Annotated in this window: 20 protein-coding genes; 4 read left to right on the top strand and 16 right to left on the bottom strand. The window is 65.1% G+C overall.

All coding sequences use genetic code 11. The annotated features are described in order from the left end of the window. Window positions 1–42 precede the first annotated feature (42 nt). The gene (locus GQ57_RS22905; protein WP_235215113.1) at window positions 43–993 is read left to right on the top strand and encodes a LysR family transcriptional regulator; all 951 of its coding nucleotides are present in this window, start codon (window positions 43–45) and stop codon (window positions 991–993) included. A 76-nt stretch (window positions 994–1,069) separates the two neighbouring features. Here GQ57_RS22905 and dmpG read toward each other — a convergent pair whose 3' ends face one another. The 13 genes from dmpG to GQ57_RS22840 all read right to left on the bottom strand — a co-directional run bounded on the left by dmpG (window position 1,070) and on the right by GQ57_RS22840 (window position 11,619). After that, complete coding sequence (dmpG, locus tag GQ57_RS22900; RefSeq protein WP_034199092.1) at window positions 1,070–2,098, bottom strand: 4-hydroxy-2-oxovalerate aldolase; 1,029 nt, start codon at window positions 2,096–2,098, stop codon at window positions 1,070–1,072. A gap of 4 nt (window positions 2,099–2,102) precedes the next feature. Beyond that, window positions 2,103–3,035, bottom strand: coding sequence for an acetaldehyde dehydrogenase (acetylating) (locus tag GQ57_RS22895; RefSeq protein ID WP_034199091.1), 933 nt, complete (start codon window positions 3,033–3,035; stop codon window positions 2,103–2,105). A gap of 13 nt (window positions 3,036–3,048) precedes the next feature. Beyond that, on the bottom strand, window positions 3,049–3,852 hold the full coding sequence (locus GQ57_RS22890) for a 2-keto-4-pentenoate hydratase (protein ID WP_034199090.1): 804 nt from the start codon (window positions 3,850–3,852) through the stop codon (window positions 3,049–3,051). 29 nt (window positions 3,853–3,881) lie between these two features. Next, window positions 3,882–4,772, bottom strand: a complete 891-nt coding sequence (locus GQ57_RS22885) for a SphA family protein (RefSeq protein WP_200877993.1) — start codon at window positions 4,770–4,772, stop codon at window positions 3,882–3,884. A gap of 65 nt (window positions 4,773–4,837) precedes the next feature. Further along, on the bottom strand, window positions 4,838–5,656 hold the full coding sequence (locus GQ57_RS22880) for an alpha/beta fold hydrolase (protein WP_031400450.1): 819 nt from the start codon (window positions 5,654–5,656) through the stop codon (window positions 4,838–4,840). A gap of 43 nt (window positions 5,657–5,699) precedes the next feature. Next, window positions 5,700–6,620, bottom strand: coding sequence for a catechol 2,3-dioxygenase (locus tag GQ57_RS22875; RefSeq protein WP_031400449.1), 921 nt, complete (start codon window positions 6,618–6,620; stop codon window positions 5,700–5,702). 41 nt (window positions 6,621–6,661) lie between these two features. Beyond that, window positions 6,662–6,937 carry a 2Fe-2S iron-sulfur cluster-binding protein gene (locus GQ57_RS22870; RefSeq protein ID WP_235215112.1) on the bottom strand — a complete coding sequence of 92 codons (276 nt, stop codon included), beginning with the start codon at window positions 6,935–6,937 and terminating at the stop codon, window positions 6,662–6,664. A gap of 31 nt (window positions 6,938–6,968) precedes the next feature. Further along, window positions 6,969–8,030 (bottom strand): NADH:ubiquinone reductase (Na(+)-transporting) subunit F, encoded by a 1,062-nt coding sequence (locus tag GQ57_RS22865; RefSeq protein WP_034199129.1) that lies wholly within the window; start codon window positions 8,028–8,030, stop codon window positions 6,969–6,971. 11 nt (window positions 8,031–8,041) lie between these two features. Then, complete coding sequence (locus tag GQ57_RS22860; RefSeq protein ID WP_034199128.1) at window positions 8,042–8,407, bottom strand: phenol hydroxylase subunit P4; 366 nt, start codon at window positions 8,405–8,407, stop codon at window positions 8,042–8,044. A 67-nt stretch (window positions 8,408–8,474) separates the two neighbouring features. Continuing rightward, complete coding sequence (locus GQ57_RS22855) at window positions 8,475–10,016, bottom strand: aromatic/alkene/methane monooxygenase hydroxylase/oxygenase subunit alpha (RefSeq protein WP_034199088.1); 1,542 nt, start codon at window positions 10,014–10,016, stop codon at window positions 8,475–8,477. Window positions 10,017–10,040: 24 nt separating this feature from the next. Then, on the bottom strand, window positions 10,041–10,313 hold the full coding sequence (locus GQ57_RS22850; protein WP_031400444.1) for an MmoB/DmpM family protein: 273 nt from the start codon (window positions 10,311–10,313) through the stop codon (window positions 10,041–10,043). Next, entirely contained in the window at window positions 10,310–11,320 is a 1,011-nt protein-coding gene (locus tag GQ57_RS22845) for an aromatic/alkene monooxygenase hydroxylase subunit beta (RefSeq protein ID WP_034199087.1), read from the bottom strand. The genes GQ57_RS22850 and GQ57_RS22845 overlap by 4 nt, the downstream gene beginning before the upstream one ends. Before the next feature lie 29 nt (window positions 11,321–11,349). After that, window positions 11,350–11,619, bottom strand: coding sequence for a phenol hydroxylase subunit (locus tag GQ57_RS22840; protein WP_235215111.1), 270 nt, complete (start codon window positions 11,617–11,619; stop codon window positions 11,350–11,352). Between the two features lie 38 nt (window positions 11,620–11,657). On the opposite strand from GQ57_RS22840, the gene GQ57_RS22835 reads away from it, so the two are divergent. Beyond that, a complete protein-coding gene (locus GQ57_RS22835; RefSeq protein WP_326929186.1) occupies window positions 11,658–13,625 on the top strand; it encodes a sigma 54-interacting transcriptional regulator in 1,968 nt (655 codons plus the stop codon). Window positions 13,626–13,670: 45 nt separating this feature from the next. On the opposite strand, the gene GQ57_RS22830 is transcribed toward GQ57_RS22835, so the two are convergent. Then, window positions 13,671–14,555, bottom strand: coding sequence for a LysR substrate-binding domain-containing protein (locus GQ57_RS22830; RefSeq protein ID WP_031400440.1), 885 nt, complete (start codon window positions 14,553–14,555; stop codon window positions 13,671–13,673). Window positions 14,556–14,677: 122 nt separating this feature from the next. On the opposite strand from GQ57_RS22830, the gene GQ57_RS22825 reads away from it, so the two are divergent. Both GQ57_RS22825 and GQ57_RS22820 read left to right on the top strand, forming a co-directional pair. Then, the gene (locus tag GQ57_RS22825; protein WP_034199086.1) at window positions 14,678–15,628 is read left to right on the top strand and encodes an amidohydrolase family protein; all 951 of its coding nucleotides are present in this window, start codon (window positions 14,678–14,680) and stop codon (window positions 15,626–15,628) included. Between the two features lie 304 nt (window positions 15,629–15,932). Continuing rightward, on the top strand, window positions 15,933–16,430 hold the full coding sequence (locus tag GQ57_RS22820; RefSeq protein WP_052001435.1) for a MarR family winged helix-turn-helix transcriptional regulator: 498 nt from the start codon (window positions 15,933–15,935) through the stop codon (window positions 16,428–16,430). A 356-nt stretch (window positions 16,431–16,786) separates the two neighbouring features. Here GQ57_RS22820 and GQ57_RS44280 read toward each other — a convergent pair whose 3' ends face one another. Further along, window positions 16,787–17,428: a TetR/AcrR family transcriptional regulator gene (locus tag GQ57_RS44280; RefSeq protein ID WP_052001434.1), complete on the bottom strand. Its 642-nt coding sequence runs from the start codon at window positions 17,426–17,428 to the stop codon at window positions 16,787–16,789. A gap of 39 nt (window positions 17,429–17,467) precedes the next feature. Next, window positions 17,468–18,469 (bottom strand): efflux transporter outer membrane subunit (locus tag GQ57_RS22810; RefSeq protein WP_034199085.1); only part of this gene is annotated, 1,002 nt, incomplete at its 5' end.

The following is an 18,469-nucleotide window of genomic DNA, read 5'->3' as shown; positions in this document are numbered from 1 at the left end:
ATGATGTACGCTGGCCATCCATAACTCAAATGCATACCGATCATGTCCAGCATGCACGAAGTGGATTTGCGCACCGTCGACCTGAACCTGCTCAAGCTGCTCGATGCGTTGCTCACGGAGCGCAGCGTCACGCGCGCCGGCGTGCGGCTCGGCCTGACCCAGCCCGCCGCGAGCCGCGCGCTGGGCCGCCTGCGCACGCTGCTCGACGATCGCGTCGTCGTCCGCACGCCGAAGGGGCTCGAATTCACGCCGCGTGCGGCGTCGCTCGCGCTGCGCGTGTCGCGCGTGCTCGCGGAGGCGGCCAGCATCGTCGCGCCGGCGATCTTCGATCCGGCAGGCGCGCGCGGGCAATTCTCGATCGCCAGCCTCGACCACCTGGCGCTGACGCTGATTCCGGACGTGAATGCGCGGCTGTCACGGCGTGCGCCCGGCATGAATCTCGAGGTGCCGCCGTCACGCGGCAACAACGCCGCACTCGTGACGGACGGCACGGCCGGGATCGCGCTCGGCGCGTTCGACGACGATACGTTGCCGGCCGGCATCTATCGCCGCAAGCTCTACGACGACAGTCTGACCTGCATCGTGCGCAACGGGCATCCGGCCCTGTCGGCGCGGCTGACGCCGAAGCGTTTCGCGGCGCTGTCGCACGTGCTGGTGACGATCGGCGGCCGCGGCGGCGAACGGGTCGACGCCGCGCTCGCGCGGCAGGGGCTGCAGCGGCGGATCGCGATGCGCCTGCCGCATTTCCTGGCGGCGCCGATGGTGGTCGCGAAAAGCGACATGACACTGGTGCTGCCGCAACGTCTTGCGCGGCATGTCGCGTTGTCGATGCCGGTCGCGCTCGTGAAGCTGCCTCTCGAGGTGCCGTCTTTCACGGTGTCGATGATCTGGCATGAGCGCACGCACGACGATCCCGCGCACCGGTGGCTGCGGCAGCAGGTCGTGGAGGTCGCGCAGGAGATGGAATCGCGGGCGTCGCCCCCGGCGCCTTGATCGCCCGCCTTCCACCCGCCGCACCGTCCGGCGTGACGCGCACGCAGGACGGCCCGGCCTTGCACCGGGCCGACGGTTACGCGGACGCGGTGCGTTCGAGGAGGTCCAGCGCCACGTCCACGATCATGTCCTCCTGCCCGCCCACCATCCGGCGCTTGCCGAGTTCCACGAGAATGTCGACCGGCTTCAGGCCGTACTTCTTCGCGGCCACTTCCGTGTGACGCAGGAAGCTCGAATACACGCCCGCATAACCGAGCGCGAGCGTCTCGCGATCCACGCGCACCGGGCGGTCCTGCAGCGGGCGCACGATGTCGTCGGCGGCGTCCATCAGCGCGTACAGATCCGTGCCGTGGTTCCAGCCCATGCGTTCCGCTGCCGCGATGAATACTTCAAGGGGGGCATTGCCCGCCCCCGCCCCCATGCCCGCGAGCGACGCGTCGATTCGGTCGCAACCCTCTTCTACCGCGACGATCGAGTTCGCCACGCCCAGCGAGAGATTGTGGTGCGCGTGCATGCCCGTCTGCGTTTCCGGCTTGAGCGCGGCCTTCACTGCGCGGAAGCGGTCGCGCACGTCGTTCATCGTGAGGGCGCCGCCGGAATCCACCACGTAGATGCAGGTCGCGCCGTAGCTTTCCATCTTCTTCGCTTCGACGGCGAGATTCTCCGGCGTCGTCATGTGGCTCATCATCAGGAAGCCCACGGTGTCCATCCCGAGTTCGCGCGCGTACTCGATGTGCTGCTTCGAGATATCGGCCTCGGTGCAGTGCGTGGCCACCCGTACGATACGCGCGCCGGCGCCGTACGCGGCCTTCAAGTCGTGGATCGTGCCGATGCCGGGCAACAGCAGCGTCGCGATCCGCGCGTGCGTGACCACGTCGGCCACGGCCTCGATCCATTCGAGATCGCTGTGCGCGCCGAATCCATAGTTGAAGCTCGATCCTTGCAGGCCGTCGCCGTGCGCGACCTCGATGCTGTCGACCCTGGCCCGGTCCAGCGCCCGCGCGATGTCCTGCACGTTCCGGATCGAGTATTGATGGCCGATCGCGTGGCTTCCGTCGCGCAGCGTCACGTCGGAGATATAGAGCTTCCCGTTCGGTTGGTTCATGGCCTTAAACTCCTTGCGCCATGCGCTCGGCGGTGGCGAGCGCGGCGGACGTCATGATGTCGAGGTTGCCCGCATAGGCGGGCAGATAGTGCGCGGCGCCCTCCACTTCGAGGAACACCGACGTCTTCAGGCCGCTGAACCTGCCGAGGCCCGGCAGGTTCAGCGGCGCATCGGCGGGAATCTCGTCGAACTGCACCTTCTGCTTCAGGCGGTAGCCGGGCACATAGGCGTTCACCTTCGCGACCATCTCCTCGATGGACTGCTCGACCTTGTCGCGGTCGGCCGGCTCGGACAGCGTGTAGACCGTGTCGCGCATCATGACCGGCGGCTCGGCCGGATTGAGCACGATGATGGCCTTTCCCTTCTCGGCGCCGCCCACCGCCTCGATCGCCCGGGACGTCGTCTCCGTGAATTCGTCGATGTTCGCCCGCGTGCCCGGGCCCGCCGACTTGCTGCTGATCGACGCGACGATTTCCGCGTAGTGCACCTTGGTCACGCGCGACACCGCGGCGACCATCGGAATGGTCGCCTGCCCGCCGCAGGTCACCATGTTGACGTTGAGCGCCGCGAGGTGAGCGTCGACGTTCACGACCGGCACGCAGTACGGACCGATGGCCGCTGGCGTGAGGTCGATGACGCGCATCGAGGGCTTGAACGTTCGCAGCAGCGCGTCGTTCCTCACGTGCGCGCCGGCCGAGGTGGCGTCGAACACGAAGTCGATCTCGCTGAACCCGGGCAGGTTCGTGAGGCCGACGACGCCTTCGTGGGTGGTCGCGACGCCGAGCCGCGCGGCGCGCGCGAGACCGTCGGAGGCCGGATCGATGCCGACCATCGCCGCCATCTCCAGATGCTTGCTGTTGCGCATGATCTTGATCATCAGATCCGTGCCGATATTGCCGGAGCCGATGATCGCGACCTTGAGTTTTTCGGAAGCCATGGGAATTCCTGTATCAGGCGGAGAAAGTCGCGCGTACGCTGCCGAGGCCGTCGATCTGCGCGAGGTAGGCGCCGGGTTCCGTCACGGCGACCATCGGGCCGAGCGCGCCCGTCAGCACCACGTCGCCGGCGCGCAGCGGCGTGCCGAGCTCGACCATGCGGTCGGCGAGCCACACGGCCGCGTTGAGCGGATTGCCGAGACAGGCAGAGCCGCTTCCGCGCGAAAGGACGTCACCGTCGCGCGACAGCGTCATCGCGCAGGCCGTCAGATCGATCTGCGAAAGCGGCACCTGCCGGCTGCCGATCACGAAGCGGGCGCTCGACGCGTTGTCGGCCACCGTGTCGATGAAGCGGATGTCCCAGTTCCGGATCCGGCTGTCGACGACCTCGATGGCCGCCACCGCGCAGGCACTGGCCGCGACGATATCGTCGAACGTATGCCGTTCGCGCGTGAGGTCGTGCGCCAGCACCAGTGCGATTTCCGCTTCCACCTTCGGCTGGATCAGCTCCGACAGCGCAATCGGCTGATCGTCGCCATGCGCCATGCTCGCGAACAGCGCGCCGAAATCGGGCTGGTCGACGCCCAGCTGCTGCTGCACCGCAAGCGACGTGAGGCCGATCTTGCGGCCGACCAGCCGCTCGCCCGCCTCGATGCGGCGGGAAACGTTGAGCTGTTGAATCGCGTAGGCGAACTCGACGGCGGACATGCCGCTGTCGCCGCCCGGGAATTGCTCGCGTATCGGCCCGGTCGGCGTGCGGTGCGATTCCGCGATGCACAGTTCATTCGCAATGGCGCGAATGACCTCGTCAGTACTCATTGTGTACTCCTTTGCAAACCTGTCTTTTCCTAGAATGGCACGACCGCCTTCAGCCAGACGCTGCTGCCGTCCGGACGGTTGCGAACCATCGCTTCCTTGATGAATCGACCTTCGATCGAGAAGTGCTTCGCCTGGTAGCGGATACCCGGGCCGACGCCGAGCACCCGCCCCTTGAATCCGTCCGGCGCGACCGCGACGCCGCCCACCGTGTCGTTCGCCAGTTGCTGCATGTAATACCCCTCGACGGCGAGCGCCAGTTGCGGCAGCACGTTGTAGCCGATGCTGTAATCGGCGGCGAAATAGTCTCCCGATCGATAGTCGGTATCGTTGTTCCGGGTATTGATGGTGTACGAGAATTTCGTCGAAATATCGAATCCGTTCGGATCCAGATACGAAAATCCGCCCATCGGCCGGAACGAGTAATAGTGGTTGCCGAGATTCGCGAGACGGGTCTTGTCATAGGCCCCCGTCGGCGTCACCACTTCAGCGGCGACCGCCCAGTGAAAGTTTCCCCGATGCCATGACAGCAACGGCGCGAAGACACTGTCGCCCAGCCCCGTGCGGCTGTCGTGACGGCCTCCGGCGCTGATGCTGAGGGTCGTCAACGGGAACAATGCGTAGAACCCGAGCAGGCCGCCTGCAATCGTCCTGTCCGTCATGTAGACCAGTCGCGGCGCGATCGTATTGGCATGCACGCCGAAGCCCGGAATCATCGAATTTCCATCGTTTCCGGAAAACCGGCTCGCGTTGTAGGTGTTGTAGTAAATCAGCCCGTAAAACCCCGGGGGCGGAAGCGCGCCGGCCTCGAACCCTTCCGCACCCAAACCCACTGTCTGCCCTCCATTCTCGGTTGCATGGGCCGATACCGCACACAGGATTGCCGCCGCAACGGCAACCCGCCGCACCTCTTTCGTCGTCAAGATTTGTCTCCAATATTTGAATTTATGCGCGACTGCTTTTAGTTATTCGTTCGGTACCGCGGCCTTCATTCCGATATGAAGTCCTTCACGAGTTTCGCGAATCGTTCCGCGTGCTCGATCTGCGCCCAGTGTCCGCACTCCCCGAAAACGTGGAGTTGCGCATGCTCGAGCCAGTTGAACAATGTCAGGGAAGCTTCCAGCGGCACGACGCGATCCTCGCGGCCATGAATGATCAGTGCGGGCATCTTCAATTGCCGCAGGCTTTCCTCCGTGTTGGCCATGCTGTCGACCCACCGCTGGCGCGGCGCCGGAAACATCGACGCGAACGATTCCTGAAAGCCGGGCTGGATGCTTGCCCGATAACGCAATTCGGCGAGTTCGTCGGTCACCAGCGTACGGTCGTAGGCAAAGATGTCGAGGATCCCGCGCATGTTCTCGCTCGACGGCGTGTATCCCCACACCGCATCGAGTCCCGGCGTCAGCGTGAACGGCGCGCCTGCACTTCCCATCAGCACCAGTTTCCTCACACGCGCCGGATAGCGGATCGCGAACGCCAGCGAGATGCCCCCGCCGAACGAGTTCCCGACCAGGTCAACCTGCTCGACGTCGAGCGCATCCAGCAAATCGGCAAGTTGCCGCACCCATGCGTCGATGCTGTGAACCTGCCCCGGAATGCGCTCCGTGAAGCCGAATCCCGACATGTCCGGTGCGATGACGCGCGCATGCTCCGCAAGCTTCGGCATCAGGAGACGCCAGTTCGCCCACGCCGTCACGCCGGGCCCCGATCCATGGATCAGGACGATCGGAAAACCCTCGCCAAGGTCGTGATAGTTCGTGTCGAACGAGCCCGTGCGAATGCTGTGTGCAATTTCGATACTTTTCATGATGACATCCCGTTATGCGGATCAAGAATGAGAATCTGTCGAATCAGGTCATGACCGAAATAAAGGATTCCTTTACTTTTCTTTCGTGATAGAAGAGTCCCCTTGCAATCTCGTCGGCCGTCCACGTCAACGAAGGACGATCCGGATACCAGATGTATCCGCCGCTGAAGACTTCGTTGCGATTGCCCGAAGGATCGAAGAAATAGAGCGTTTCGCCGCGTGTCGCGCCGTGACGCGTCGGCCCGACATCGTGGGACACGTCGTATTCCGCGACCAGGTCGGCCGCCCTGAGCACGTCGGACCAGGAATCCACGTTGAACGACACGTGGTGAAGCTTCCCCTTGACGGGCGCACGCATGAACGCGACGTCGTGAGGCTTGGTGCTGCACGTCAGGAAAACGGCAACCAGCGTTTCACCGTCGACGAACTTCTCGGTGACCTGGAATCCGAGCACGTCGACGAACAGCGCCGCCACGCCGTCCACGTCGTCGCCGTACAACGCGCAATGGTCGAACCGGGTCGGGTGAATGCCCTTCAGGCCCGCCGCCATCACGCCCGGATTGGTGGTCGGCATGCCGTTGCCTGTCAGGGTCTTCCGGGCGAACAGTTCGAACAGGTGGCCGGTGGGCGCGACGAATCGCAGCCGGCGCCCGGTCTCGAGATGCTCCCCCTCCGGCACCCACTCGATCGGGACGCCGGCCTCCCGAAGCCGCCCCGACAACTCGTCCAGCGCCGCGTCGCTGGCGACCTTGAAGCCCATGTAGTCGAGCCCCGGCGAATCGGACTCGCGCAGGACGACGCTGTGATGATCGTGCTCGTCCCACGCCTTCAGATAGACGCGGCCGGCCGCGTCCCTGCCCGTTTCCAGCAGGCCCAGCACGTCGCAATAGTGGCGAACGGCCTCGTCCAGATCCATCACGCGAAGGGCGACATGCCCCGGGCGCAACACACCTTGCATGCTCATTTCAAGTCTCCTGAATGTATTGATGGGTACCGATGTGCTTGTTAAATCTTTCTTCCCAGCTTCTTCAAGCGGATGTCGGAAAGCGGCAGGACCTGGCACGCCAGCACGATCCGCTCGGCTTCGTCCGCCTCGCTGACCTGTGCGCGGCTCATCTTCCGGACGCGGTACGCGCCCTCCAGGATCCGGACCCGGCAGATTCCGCAGCCGCCGTTCCGGCAGCCGACCGGAACGCTCTCGCGGCGCGCCTTCTCCATGCCATGCAAAAGCGAGACATCCGGTCCGCAACTGAAACGCTCGCCGTCGTCCTCGACGGTCACGACAAATTCCGTCTCGTGCATGGACGCCCCTTCAGATATTCCGGAACAGCGGACTGCGCGTCCCGCGCTGCTCGGCGTCCGCGCCGCTGAAAAACCGTTCCAGGTAGATGTCGCGTTCGAACAGGCGCCCCTTCATGAGCGCCCGGATCGACGCTTCGATCATCGGCGGCGGTCCGCACAGGTACGCCTTGTGCTCGCGGAAGTCGCCCTGGAACACCGCCTCGGCGGCCTCATGCACGAAGCCCCGGCGCCCCTGCCACGCGGAATCGGCCGGTTCGTCCGAGAGGACGGGCACGTACGTGAAGTTCGGGTAATCCTTCTCGAGCGCCTCGAACAACCCGGCGTAGTACAGCTCCGCGCGATTGCGGGCCCCCTGGAACAGATGGATCGCGCGGGTGTCGCCGCTTTCCAGCATGTCCATGACCATCGACTTCGGGCTGGAGAGGCCCGAGCCGCCGGCGACGAAGATGACGGGGCGCGCATCCGACTTGCGCACGTAGAACCGGCCGAGCGGCCCCGAGAAGCGCAAGCGCTCGCCGGCCTGCAGCGATTCGTGGAGATACGTCGTCGCCACGCCGCCCGGGACTTTCCGGACATGCAGCTCGATCAGCTCCGCGGACGGCGTGCTCGCGATCGAGAAGGCGCGCGGTTGCCCGGCCCCCGGAACGTGCAGGTTCAGGTACTGACCGGGCTGGAAATCGAGCGCCCTGTCGAGCACGCGCAGCCTGACCTGCCGGATCGTCGGCGTCAGGTCCTCGATGGATTCGACGACCGAATCGAAGTCGCGCAGCGGAATCGGCCGCGCATCGCCGTCGGATTCGATCTCCGCCTCGATCACGATGTCGGAGACCGGCGTCGCGCAACACGCGAGACACTTCCCCTCTTCGCGCTCGGAATCCATCAATGCAAAGGGAGAGGGGTCGCCGTGCTCGAACTCGCCATCGACGACCTGCACCTTGCAGGTCGCGCACAGCCCGTGACAGCAGGCGTGCGGCAACCAGATGCCATGACGCAGGGCGGCGTCCAGCAACGTCTGCCCCTGCGCCACGTCGATGACCTGACCGATCGGCTCAATGGTTAGCTGGTAAGTCATGGACATCACCTTCAGGAAAGCGTGTTGCGGTCTGCCGGCGGGACGAACGTCCGGAACGACAGGAAAGCCTTGTGTTCGAGGCCCAGCGCGGCAAACGACAGCGCCGGATCGAAATCGACGCGCCGATCCGACACGCTCCACTCGGTGCGCGCCCAGTCGATGTGCGGCCATTCCGGATCGGACGCGAAGGTCGTGGCCGGGAGAACCGTCTCGACGAACGCCCCGAACGTGAGGTCGGGCGGGACCGGCAACGTGATCGGCGAACAGAAGTTCAGATGGCCGTCCCATCGGACGAACAGCAGTTGTTGACCGTGGAAATGCTCGACACGGTCAGTCACGTTGCCCTGGTAACCGGGCTGAAGGGATACGACAGGCATGAGTGTCTCCATGGCGGTCACCTTCCGGTGACCGCACGATATTTTTCGGGATCGACGGGGAGCGGCGTCAGGCCGCGCGCACGACGGGCGAGTCAGGCTGCTTCCAGCGCGCCCAGTTCTGCGCGTCCTGAGACGTTTCGAACGCACCGGCATCCGCGACGGGGTCGATATGAGCGCTGCGGATGACATCCTCCAGCCCGGGCCCGCCGGCGTTGCCCTGAAGGATCTGGTGCACCGGCAGCCGGGCCTGGACGTACTTTTCCGGCTCGTGGTCGAAGATGTCCTTGCAGCCGTCGGAGCAGAAGTGGTACGCGTCGCCGAGATAGCGGCTTTCGCGGTGCGCAAGGCGCGTCGGGTCGTCCGGCTCGGTGAAGACCATCGGCAACTGACAGGTCTGGCACAGGCACGGCAGGCTCGTGTTGAACCAGCGCTTGCCGGCCTGTTCGCCTGCCTTCCACTGCTCGAAGCGCGGACGGTACAGCGCATCGAACGATTGCGGATACTGCCCGGAGAGCCAGGCCATTTCGTCGTCCTGCGGCATCCACGCATGCACGCCCGCGCCCCAGCAGTACTGATAGAAAAGCGACCACGTCTGGTGCGATATGTGGTGCTTCTCCTTGACCGACTGCTCCCAGTATTTCGGCATCCGGATGCCGTACCGCGACAGATCCTCGAAGAGCGCGCCGCCGCTCTGCTCGAAGTAGATCTCCCAGGCTTCGCGCCACGACATGATGCGTTTCGGCAGCATGTAGTCCATCATCATCGCAACGAGGGACAGCAGGCGGTAGCCGCGCCAGAACCACTTGTCGATCCATCGCTGCACGATCGGAACGTTGTCGGGGTCCTGCTCGAGCATGAACTTGATCACTTCGAGCCCGAGCGTCATGTGGCGCGCCTCGTCGGACTGCGCCGAGAAGCCGAACGTCACGGTCGCCATGTCGCCGTTGTACGCCGCGCCCGACATGAACGGCATGAACAGCAGGTTCGTCAGGACGAACTCGAACGAGAACGACGTCGCGGTCAGGAACTCGAACGGGCCCGCGGTCATCGCATCGTTGACGAACGATTTCGGTACCGACAGGTACCACGCGCGGTCGAAATTCTGCGGCCACGAATGGAAGCCGTTGAAGTACTTGTTGTAATGGCTGAGCGTGTGCACCTGCGTCTGGCAGTGGCGCAGCTCGTCGATCGCCTGCATCTGGCAGGCCACCCGCGGGCCGACGCCGCGCAACTGGCGCCCCACCATCGCGAAGCCGCGGTGCGCGTTGTATTCGATCGGCGTGACGCCCGTCAGGAAGATCTTGATGGCGTTGATGTAGCGTGCGTCGCTGACGTTCAGATGGCCGTTGTTCTGGGAGAAGGCGTCGATGATCGCGTAGAGCTTGCGCTCCTTCTCCGCCTGATACTTCCAGTAGGCATCCATCGTGAGACGAAACGGATCCTCCCATTTGTCCCAGTCGTGAATCTTGATCCCCTCGAACTTGTCGTAGGGAAAAACCTCGTCCATCGATGCATAGGTGGTCTCCCACCCGAGGCCGCGCGTCATCAGGCCGTACCGCTGCTTGAGGGTCAGTTTCTTCGCCGCTGCCGGTTGATTCTGGGCATTCATTGTCTGTCTCCGCTCTTGTTCCGGCTAGTTGAACCAGCCGATCACGAACTCTTCGTCCGTTTCGTCCACGTTCCCCGATATGCTGATCAGGTTCACGTGCAGTTCCTGTACATCCCAGTTGCGCCCGAGGTGCGCCTCCACCGTCGAACGCTTCACGCAGAGCCGCCGGGCGGCATCGATCTTGACCATCGCGGGCATGTAGACCACGTTCGCGTGGGGGTTGTCCTCCTCGATCGCCTGCACGATAGGCCGCGTGTCGTCATTGCTCTGGAGCGCGAGGAACACCATCTTGCTCATGCCGCACCTCCGCGACCGGCCAGACCGAGCTTTTGAATCCGCGCCTCGAACGACGCATCCAGCTCCGCGAGCAGGCCTTCCGGCACCCGCTCCCCGAGACCCTGCGCGATGGACGCGACGGCCGGTTGAATCACGGCGCGTCGCTCGCTCGTCCAGCGCTCCACCCGGTCGCGGTTGGCCTCGGATTCCCCGACCACGGTCCGGATGACCGAATCGACCCACCCTTTCGTCTCGTCGAACCAGTCGTTCATGAAGGCGGTCAGCATCGCGAGCTCCATGCCGCCGCGCTCGTCCGCCCAGCTCTCGACGCATCGCCGCACGAACGGATAGACATACCCGTCGAACACGAGGTCCTGCGCCACGAACAGCTCGAAGAAGTCGCGGCAGACGAAACTCCGCTCGACGGCCGCACGCAGCGGCTGCCACTGCGCGCCTTGCAGCCACGCATCCTTGGCCGCGTCCAGCAGCGGTCCCTGCTGCGGATCGAACATCAGGCCGATCCGCGTCAGGTACTGGGCCGTGCCGAGCCGGTCCATCGTCGCGAACATCGTCGCGTTGGTCAGCGCCGCGCCGTAGCCATAGGCGGTGACGTAGTCGTTGTTCATGTTCGCCGCCCATTCGTAATGCCGGAGCGGTACGAGCACGTCACGCACGAATTCCAGGAAGGCGGCGCTCACGCGCGCGACGAAGCCGCTGCGTTCGGCGAGTGCGAAATTGCTTTCGAACACGTCCTGCTGACGCGCGCGCGCCATCGTGTAGGTGCCGTAGTAAAACTGGCGCGGGTCCTTCAACGCGTACCAGTCGGCCATTTCGATCGAGCTGCGCGCCTTGTCGTAAAGCTCGCGCTCGGGCTCCCAGAGGGGCCGGTAATGGAAGTTGACCTCCTCCTGAATATCGAAGCTCGCTTCCTGATATCGCGAAGCCGGCTTGTCGCCGAAGCGTCGAGCCGTATAGGCGTACGTATTCCTGATCGGCTGCACCGATGAGGTCTTGATGTCGATCTGCACGTTGTCTCCTCCAGAAAAATCGCGCGGGCTCAGTCCTGCACACCGGGTTGCCCGTACTGCCATTTGCATCGATCCCGTTCCAGCCCCGCCTCCTGCTCGGGGGTCAGCCGCTGTGCTCCGTGACGCAGGCAAAACGCCTCGAAAAGCGGGGTCGGCATGATCATTTCGACCGCGAGGTCGGGATCGCCGATCGAGAACTCGAACTCGACGAAACGCCCGTTGCGCATGCCGAGTACGCGTACGAAACACGCATCGGGCACCACGCCCGGATTCGGAACAGGAACTTCGATATCGATCACGATCGCCTCCGTTGTGTGCACGACCTTTAGCAACCCCCGTGCCAGCAGACGAGGCGGTTGATTTCATTGCGGAAATCCGGGCGGCTCGGCCTACGTGCCGCGAAGGCGGCTTGCGAAAATTCGACAATTGCCGGCCGCTTGCGAAATTCATCAAGCTGCGCCGAGCCGCGCATCCGGGGATCGGTAAAGGCCTGACTTTGCAGAGCGGGCCGGCGCTTGTAAGCTCCGCTGTTCGAGAATCACGACGGACGTCGGCCCCACAAGACCGACCCTCAACCGAAGAGGCACATTGCATGAGCAAGGCACGTAGAGCGGAGACAGCCACGTGGGAGCCCGGGTCGCCGGGCATCGAGGAGGTTGCGAGCCGGATCCGGTTCCTGTTCGACAGGGCCCAGATCTGGCTGGACGAGGAACGGATGGTGCTGATGCACTCCTCCGCGCTGTGCTGCCTGCGCGGCGAGCTCATCGAAACCCTGGGCATCGAGCGCGCCAGGGGCGTGCTGACACGCATGGGATATGCGTCGGGCATCCGGGATGCCGGGATCGTGCGCCAGCGCTACCCGGGCATTTCCGACCTCGAACTGCTGTACAAGGGGCCGCTCCTTCATGCGCTCGAGGGCATTGCGAAAGTCGAATCGACCCGGATGGAAATCGACATCGCGAGCGGCCACTACTACGTCGATTGCCTGTGGAAGGACTCGATCGAGCTCTACCTCAACGACAAGCTGCTCGGCCCGAGCGACGGCCCGGTCTGCTGGTCCGAGGTCGGGCACGCGACCGGCTTCGTCAGCGGGCTCATGGGCCGCTTCGTGCTCCACCGGGAGGTGGAGCGCACCGCCAACGGCTGCCGGTTCATCGGCATGCCGCTGGAAAAGTGGCCCGACGCCGCAGACGAACTCAAGTACTACCAGGCGGATTCGATTGCCGAGGAAATCCTGTCCTTGCGACAGGAAGTCGAAACCCTGCGCTCGACCATCCAGGAGCGCGGCGTGCCGGCCTCGCTGATCGGCGACAGCCCGCGGTTCCGCGACGCCTGGTCGCTGATCGAGCGCGCGGCCCCGAGCCTGATCACGGTGCTGCTCCTCGGCGAGACGGGCGTGGGGAAGGAAGTGTTCGCCCGCGCGCTGCACAACGCCAGCCCGCGCGCCGAGAAGCCGTTCGTCGCGGTGAACTGCGGCGCGCTTCCCGCCGAGCTGCTCGAATCCGAACTGTTCGGGGTCGAGAAAGGCGCGTACACGGGTGCGATGACGTCCAGGGAAGGCCGGTTCGAGCGTGCGAACGGCGGCACGCTGTTTCTCGACGAAATCGGCGAACTGAGCCTCGGCGCGCAGACCCGCCTGTTGCGGGTCTTGCAGGAGGGCGAGATCGAGCGCCTGGGCGACACCACGACACGCAGGATCGACGTGCGCCTGGTCGCAGCAACCAATGTGGACCTGGAGAAGGCGGTCGACGAAGGACGCTTTCGCAAGGACCTTTTTTATCGGATCAATGCCTATCCCGTCGTCATCCCGCCGCTGAGGGATCGCAAGGAGGACATCCCCGTCCTGTCCAGACACTTCCTGGGCGAGCTTGCCGCCCGCGAGGGAAAGCGAATCGCCGGCCTCACCGACAAGGCGCGGTTTGCGCTGTCCGAATACGAATGGCCCGGCAACGTGCGCGAACTGCGCAACGTGATCGAACGCGGCGTCATTCTCACGTCCGACGGCGAACGGATCGACCTGCAATCGTTGTTCCCGCAACTTCCCGCGTCGACGCGCACGGGAAAAGCCGCGCGACTCTCGCGCGACGGCGGGATCTCGTCGTCGGGCGACGACATCGTCGAGCAGTTCATCGAACATGCGCTGAACAGGAGAATGCGCATGGAGGACGTCGAAACGCTGCTCGTGAACGCCGCCATCGAACGAAGCCAGAGCAATCTCAGTCACGCGGCCAGGCTGCTCGGCGTGTCGCGCGCCCAGATCGCCTACCGCGTCAGCAAGCGGATTCCGCCCACTCCGTCCGAATGAGCGACGACGCGGGACGCGCGCTGCGATACGCGGCGCGCGCCGCCTTCATCCCGCACGCTCGCCGAGCATCTCCAGATACCGCCGGGTGGCGCCCCACTCGCCGCCGATGCGGCTGATCACGACCAGCTCCGATTTCGGCGCGCGCCCCGCCAGCTTCCGGAACACCACGTTGGCCAGCGCGATCCTTTTCACCGGCTCGGGCGCGAGCACCACCCCGAGACCGGCCGCCGTAAGCGCCAGCGCGGACAGCGTGCTGCCCATCCTGTACATGACGCGCGGCTCCTTGCCGAGCACCTGCCGCAGGATCTCCAGCTGCCCTTCGCTGTCGTGGTCGGCGGCATAGACGATGAGCGGCTCGTCCGCCACCGCCGCGACGCTCACCGAACGCTGTTTCGCCAGCGGATGCCGGTCGCTCATCGCCACTTCCCATGCCCAGCTGCCGACCGTTCGCACGTCGAGCTTCGCATCGAAGTCCTTGCAGAACACCGGGCAATAGCCGATATCGAGCTGGCCCGCGAGAATCGCGTCCTGCTGCGCGACCGGCGCCATTTCGCGCAGGTCGAGCACCACGTCGGGCCACGCCGCATGAAACGCGGCGAGATCCTCGGACAGCCGTGCCGACGCGACCGCATTGCCGACGAAGCCGATCCGCACCACGCCTGCCTCGCCGCTGGCCGCGCGCTGCACCAGCGTCTTCGTGCGCTCGGCCTGTTCGATCGTGCGCCGCGCCTCGGTCACCAGCAGTCGCCCGGCGTCCGTCAGCGCGACCTTGCGCGTGCTGCGCTCGAACAGCGCCCCGCCCAGTTCCTCCTCGAGCGCGCGGATCTGCGCGCTCAGCGCGGGCTGCACGATATGCAGCCGCTCCGCCGCGCGGCCGAAATGGCCTTCCTCGGCAACCGCAAGAAAGTAGCGCAAATGACGAAGATCCATGGTGTCTATTTATCACTCGAAACGATCAATCCTGAAATTTAAACGATTAGATCGGAAAATCAACTGCACTCATACTCGTGAACGGATGCTGCGACACAGCCCATTCTTACAGGAGTCCAATCATGTCCGATCGCAACCGTATTGACGTTCACCAGCACATCGTCCCGCCTTTCTGGGCCGACGCATTGCCCGCGCATGGCGGCGATCCGTCCGGCTGGAGCTGCCCCGCGTGGAGCGTGGACAGCGCGCTCGCCTTCATGGATTCGGTGGGCACCGCAACCGGCGTGCTGTCGCTGACGGCGCCGGGCGTGAAGGGATGGCACGGTCGGGAAAAGCGCGACATCGCACGCAAGGTGAACGACTACACCGCGGAAGTCGTCGCGAAGCATCCGACCCGGTTCGGCAACTTTGCGACACTGCCGCTGCCTGACGTCGACGGCGCGCTCGCTGAAATCGGCTACGCGTTCGACACGCTGAACGTCGACGGCGTCGTACTGCTCAGCAACTACGATGGCGTCTACCTCGGCGACGCGGCGTTCGAACCCTTGTGGGCGGAACTGAATCGCCGCAACGCAGTGGCCTTCATCCACCCGTCGATGCCCCCGCTCGCGCAGATGGCAGGCTTGCCCGGCCCGATGCTCGACTATCCGTTCGATACGACCCGCACCGCGGTGCAGCTTGTTCTCAACGGCGTCGTTTCCCGATACCCGAACGTACGCATCATCCTGTCGCATGCCGGCGGGTTCCTGCCGTACGCGGCTTACCGCGTCGCCCAAGTGGCGCCGCTCGCACGCAACGACGTGCCGGCTGCCGACGGCGTGCTCGATCTGCTCCGGTCGTTCTACTTCGACACCGCGCTGTCGTCTCCGTCGGCGCTGCCGAGCCTCACGGCGTTCGCGAAGCCCGACCGCATCCTGTTCGGAAGCGATTTCCCGTACGCACCCGCGCCCATCAGCGCGATGTTTACGGCCGAGCAAGACGGCAGCACCGTGCTGGGCGCCGACCAGCACGCCGCGATCAACCGCGGCAACGCACTGCCGCTGTTCCCGCGTCTCGCCGCGTTGAACCCGTAACGCGCTGCACGCTGCCGCGCCCCCGGCGCGCGGCATGCGCATCACGTCCCGACAGCCGGGGCGCTGCCGGCCGGCTATGGCGTGAAGCACGCCGCCGATTGCTGCCATGATTCACGGTTGTATCGTGACCCGACGGGTAATCGCCAATACGGGTCCGGCGCGGATATCCCGATACGGCGCCCGACGTGGCGCCGGGATCTGCCGCCGTGGTCGACGGCGGCCGTCCGCACACGCTGTTCAGTCAACCTGCCGCCGTCGATGTCTTCGCAGGCGGTGGCGGCAGAAGCCCCGTATCGACCGGGCCATGCAACGAATCGAGCACTGCACGATGGTCCATCCGTCTTCAACTCGCGACGTCAGCCCCGCAGCCCTGCCGACCGGCGACGGGCTGGAGCTTCTTCTGTACCGCACCCGGGCGGCCATTTATCACACGATCTCGCCGCGCATGAAAGCCCGACTGGGCATCACGGTCGCACAGGCCCGCATCCTGCTCATGCTTGCCAATCGCCCGCTCTGCATGACGGCCGATCTCGCACGGGAACTCGATATGGACGCTGGCGCCGCCGCACGGATGATCGGCCGCATGGAGCAGCAAGGCCTGCTGACGCGCAAGCGCTGCGACGGTGACCGGCGAATCGTCCGACTACAGATCACGCAGGAGGCCCGGTTGCTCGCCGAGCGAATTCCGGCGATCGTCTCGACGGTTTCCGACGAGCTGCTGTCGATGCTCGATCCGGACGAAATCCTGTCGCTCAAGAGCATGCTCGGCCGCGTCGTCGAGAACGGGATGCGTCACGGCTGATACGCAGGGGGTGGGCTGGCCGTCGAATCGCCTCCTCATGCCCGGTCTCCCGGCTCAGTGACTGAAATCCGGAGCGCTGCACGATTCGAATCGGTGGGGATGTCGCGTGAACCCGAGTGTCCGCAGCGTCACCAGGCAGGCGCCGGGCGACGTCCGGTTCGATCGGGCCCGCGTCGGGTTCTTCAATGTCGTTGCCGATAGCGCGCCAGGTCTGGCTGACGGCGTGCCTTCCATGTAGATAAAGACTTCGCGATTGCACCATCCCGTGCCCGCTCGACGAACGCATCGCCCCACGGGCGTCCGTTGCGCGCCGGCCTTGCAGCGAGCGCTGCCGGCCGGCAAGTCACGCCCCGCTGCTACGATCGTTTCCGCGTGGCGGAAACCTCGTCGGCTTCGTCCAGTATCTTGCCGACGCTCTGGCGGATGACCTGATCGCCGGACAGCTTCTTGCGATGCAGGAAGCGCTCGGACGGACGAAGCTGCGCCAGCCCGATCAGCAACGCCTGCAAATGCAACGCCTCGGCTTCCGAAGTCGGCTCGGCCGACTTGTTCCGCCCATGCGCGCCCAACCCGAAATCCCGGCACAACACGTCGTTCAGGGCTTCATGGGTTGTCCAGAACAATTCCCTTGCGGGGCCTTCCGTCACGGGTTCGGCCAGGAACAATTCGTAGTGCATCATCCATGCTCCCGCGGACGCACTGATGCGCCCGGCCTCGGGTTCGGCCAGCATCGCGCGACAGAAGCGCACCAGGCGTCGCGCGGGCCGTACGGATTCGCCGGAGCCCGCGAGTCTCGACAACTCGTCGCACACGCGCGCACGAACGCGCATGAACACGCCCAACAGCAGCGCGCTCTTGTCCTTGAAGTGCCAGTAGACCGCCCCGCGCGTCACCCCCGCTGCTTCGGCAATCTCCTCGAGCGAGGCCGCACGATATCCGCGCTCGATGAAACAACGCTCACTCGCGTCGAGAATCGCTTCGCGAGTGAGCGTTGCCACTTCCTTTGTACGCCTAGCCACTATCGGCCCCGATGGAGATCAATTCGAACGGGGAGACGGTGGCGTCGAACCGGTGGAACCATATTCGACCGGCGCATCCGGCGCGCGCGGCGCCTCGCCGGCGCGCTCGATCCACCCGCCGCCCAGCGCGCGATACAGGTCGACCAGATTGGTCCAGCGGGCCAGACGCGCACTGATCAGCGATTGCTGCGCCGAGTACAGATCCGTCTGCGCGGTCAGCACCGACAGATAGCTGTCCACGCCATTCCGGTAACGCAGGTCCGACAGGTCGAAGCGGCGCTGCTGCGCGTGCTCGTTGCGCGCCAGCGCCGCGATCTGCTGGTCGTACGTGCCGCGCGCGGCCAGGCCGTCCGACACCTCGCGGAACGCCGACTGGATCGCCTTCTCGTAGTTCGCGATCTCGATGCGCTTCTGCACGTGTGCAAGATCGAGGTTCGCGATGTTCGAGCCGCCCTCGAAGATCGGCAGCGCGATGTTCGGCGCGAACGACCACGCCGCCGTGCCGGCCTTGAACAGGCCGCCCAGCGTCGTGCTCGACGTGCCGAACGCCGCCGTCAGCGAGATCTTCGGGAAGAACGCCGCGCGCGCCGCGCCGATGTTCGCGTTCGCGGCCAGCAGCGTCTGCTCGGCCTGCATCACGTCCGGACGACGCGTCAGCAGGTCCGACGGCAACCCGGCCGGCACGTCCGTCAGCAGGTTCTGCGCGTCGAGCGGCATGCCCGCCGGCAGATCGTCCGGCAGCGGTTCGCCGACCAGCAGCACCAGCGCGTTCAGCGCCTGCGCACGCGAACGCGCCTGCGACTGCTGGTTCGCGAGCGCCGTCTCGACCACCGTCTGCGCCTGGCGCAGGTCGAGTTCGGAGCCCGTGCCGTTGTCGAACTGCAGCTTCGTCAGGTTGTACGACGCCTGCGCGGTCTTCAGCGTGTTTTCCGTGACCTTCAGCAGGTCGTCGGTCGACAGGAGCGTCAGGTACTGATCGGCGACTTGCGACACCAGCGAGATCTCGCTCGCCTGCCGTGC

It is taken from the genome of Burkholderia sp. MSh2 (assembly GCF_000731655.1).
In the GTDB taxonomy this organism is placed as follows: domain Bacteria; phylum Pseudomonadota; class Gammaproteobacteria; order Burkholderiales; family Burkholderiaceae; genus Burkholderia; species Burkholderia paludis.
The sequence above is the reverse complement of the archived record's forward strand: the minus strand, read 5'-3'. Positions and strand labels throughout refer to the sequence as shown.

What these genes read in the sequence shown, in the direction of transcription:
- GQ57_RS22825 (WP_034199086.1), top strand. Translation starts at nt 14,678, where the DNA reads ATGTCCGATCGCAACCGTATTGACGTTCACCAGCACATCGTCCCGCCT.
- dmpG (WP_034199092.1), bottom strand. Translation starts at nt 2,098, where the DNA reads ATGAACCAACCGAACGGGAAGCTCTATATCTCCGACGTGACGCTGCGC.
- GQ57_RS22820 (WP_052001435.1), top strand. Translation starts at nt 15,933, where the DNA reads ATGCAACGAATCGAGCACTGCACGATGGTCCATCCGTCTTCAACTCGC.
- GQ57_RS22890 (WP_034199090.1), bottom strand. Translation starts at nt 3,852, where the DNA reads ATGAGTACTGACGAGGTCATTCGCGCCATTGCGAATGAACTGTGCATC.
- GQ57_RS22850 (WP_031400444.1), bottom strand. Translation starts at nt 10,313, where the DNA reads ATGAGCAAGATGGTGTTCCTCGCGCTCCAGAGCAATGACGACACGCGG.
- GQ57_RS22880 (WP_031400450.1), bottom strand. Translation starts at nt 5,656, where the DNA reads ATGAAAAGTATCGAAATTGCACACAGCATTCGCACGGGCTCGTTCGAC.
- GQ57_RS22855 (WP_034199088.1), bottom strand. Translation starts at nt 10,016, where the DNA reads ATGAATGCCCAGAATCAACCGGCAGCGGCGAAGAAACTGACCCTCAAG.
- GQ57_RS22830 (WP_031400440.1), bottom strand. Translation starts at nt 14,555, where the DNA reads ATGGATCTTCGTCATTTGCGCTACTTTCTTGCGGTTGCCGAGGAAGGC.
- GQ57_RS22875 (WP_031400449.1), bottom strand. Translation starts at nt 6,620, where the DNA reads ATGAGCATGCAAGGTGTGTTGCGCCCGGGGCATGTCGCCCTTCGCGTG.
- GQ57_RS22865 (WP_034199129.1), bottom strand. Translation starts at nt 8,030, where the DNA reads ATGACTTACCAGCTAACCATTGAGCCGATCGGTCAGGTCATCGACGTG.
- GQ57_RS22860 (WP_034199128.1), bottom strand. Translation starts at nt 8,407, where the DNA reads ATGCCTGTCGTATCCCTTCAGCCCGGTTACCAGGGCAACGTGACTGAC.
- GQ57_RS22905 (WP_235215113.1), top strand. Translation starts at nt 43, where the DNA reads ATGTCCAGCATGCACGAAGTGGATTTGCGCACCGTCGACCTGAACCTG.
- GQ57_RS22895 (WP_034199091.1), bottom strand. Translation starts at nt 3,035, where the DNA reads ATGGCTTCCGAAAAACTCAAGGTCGCGATCATCGGCTCCGGCAATATC.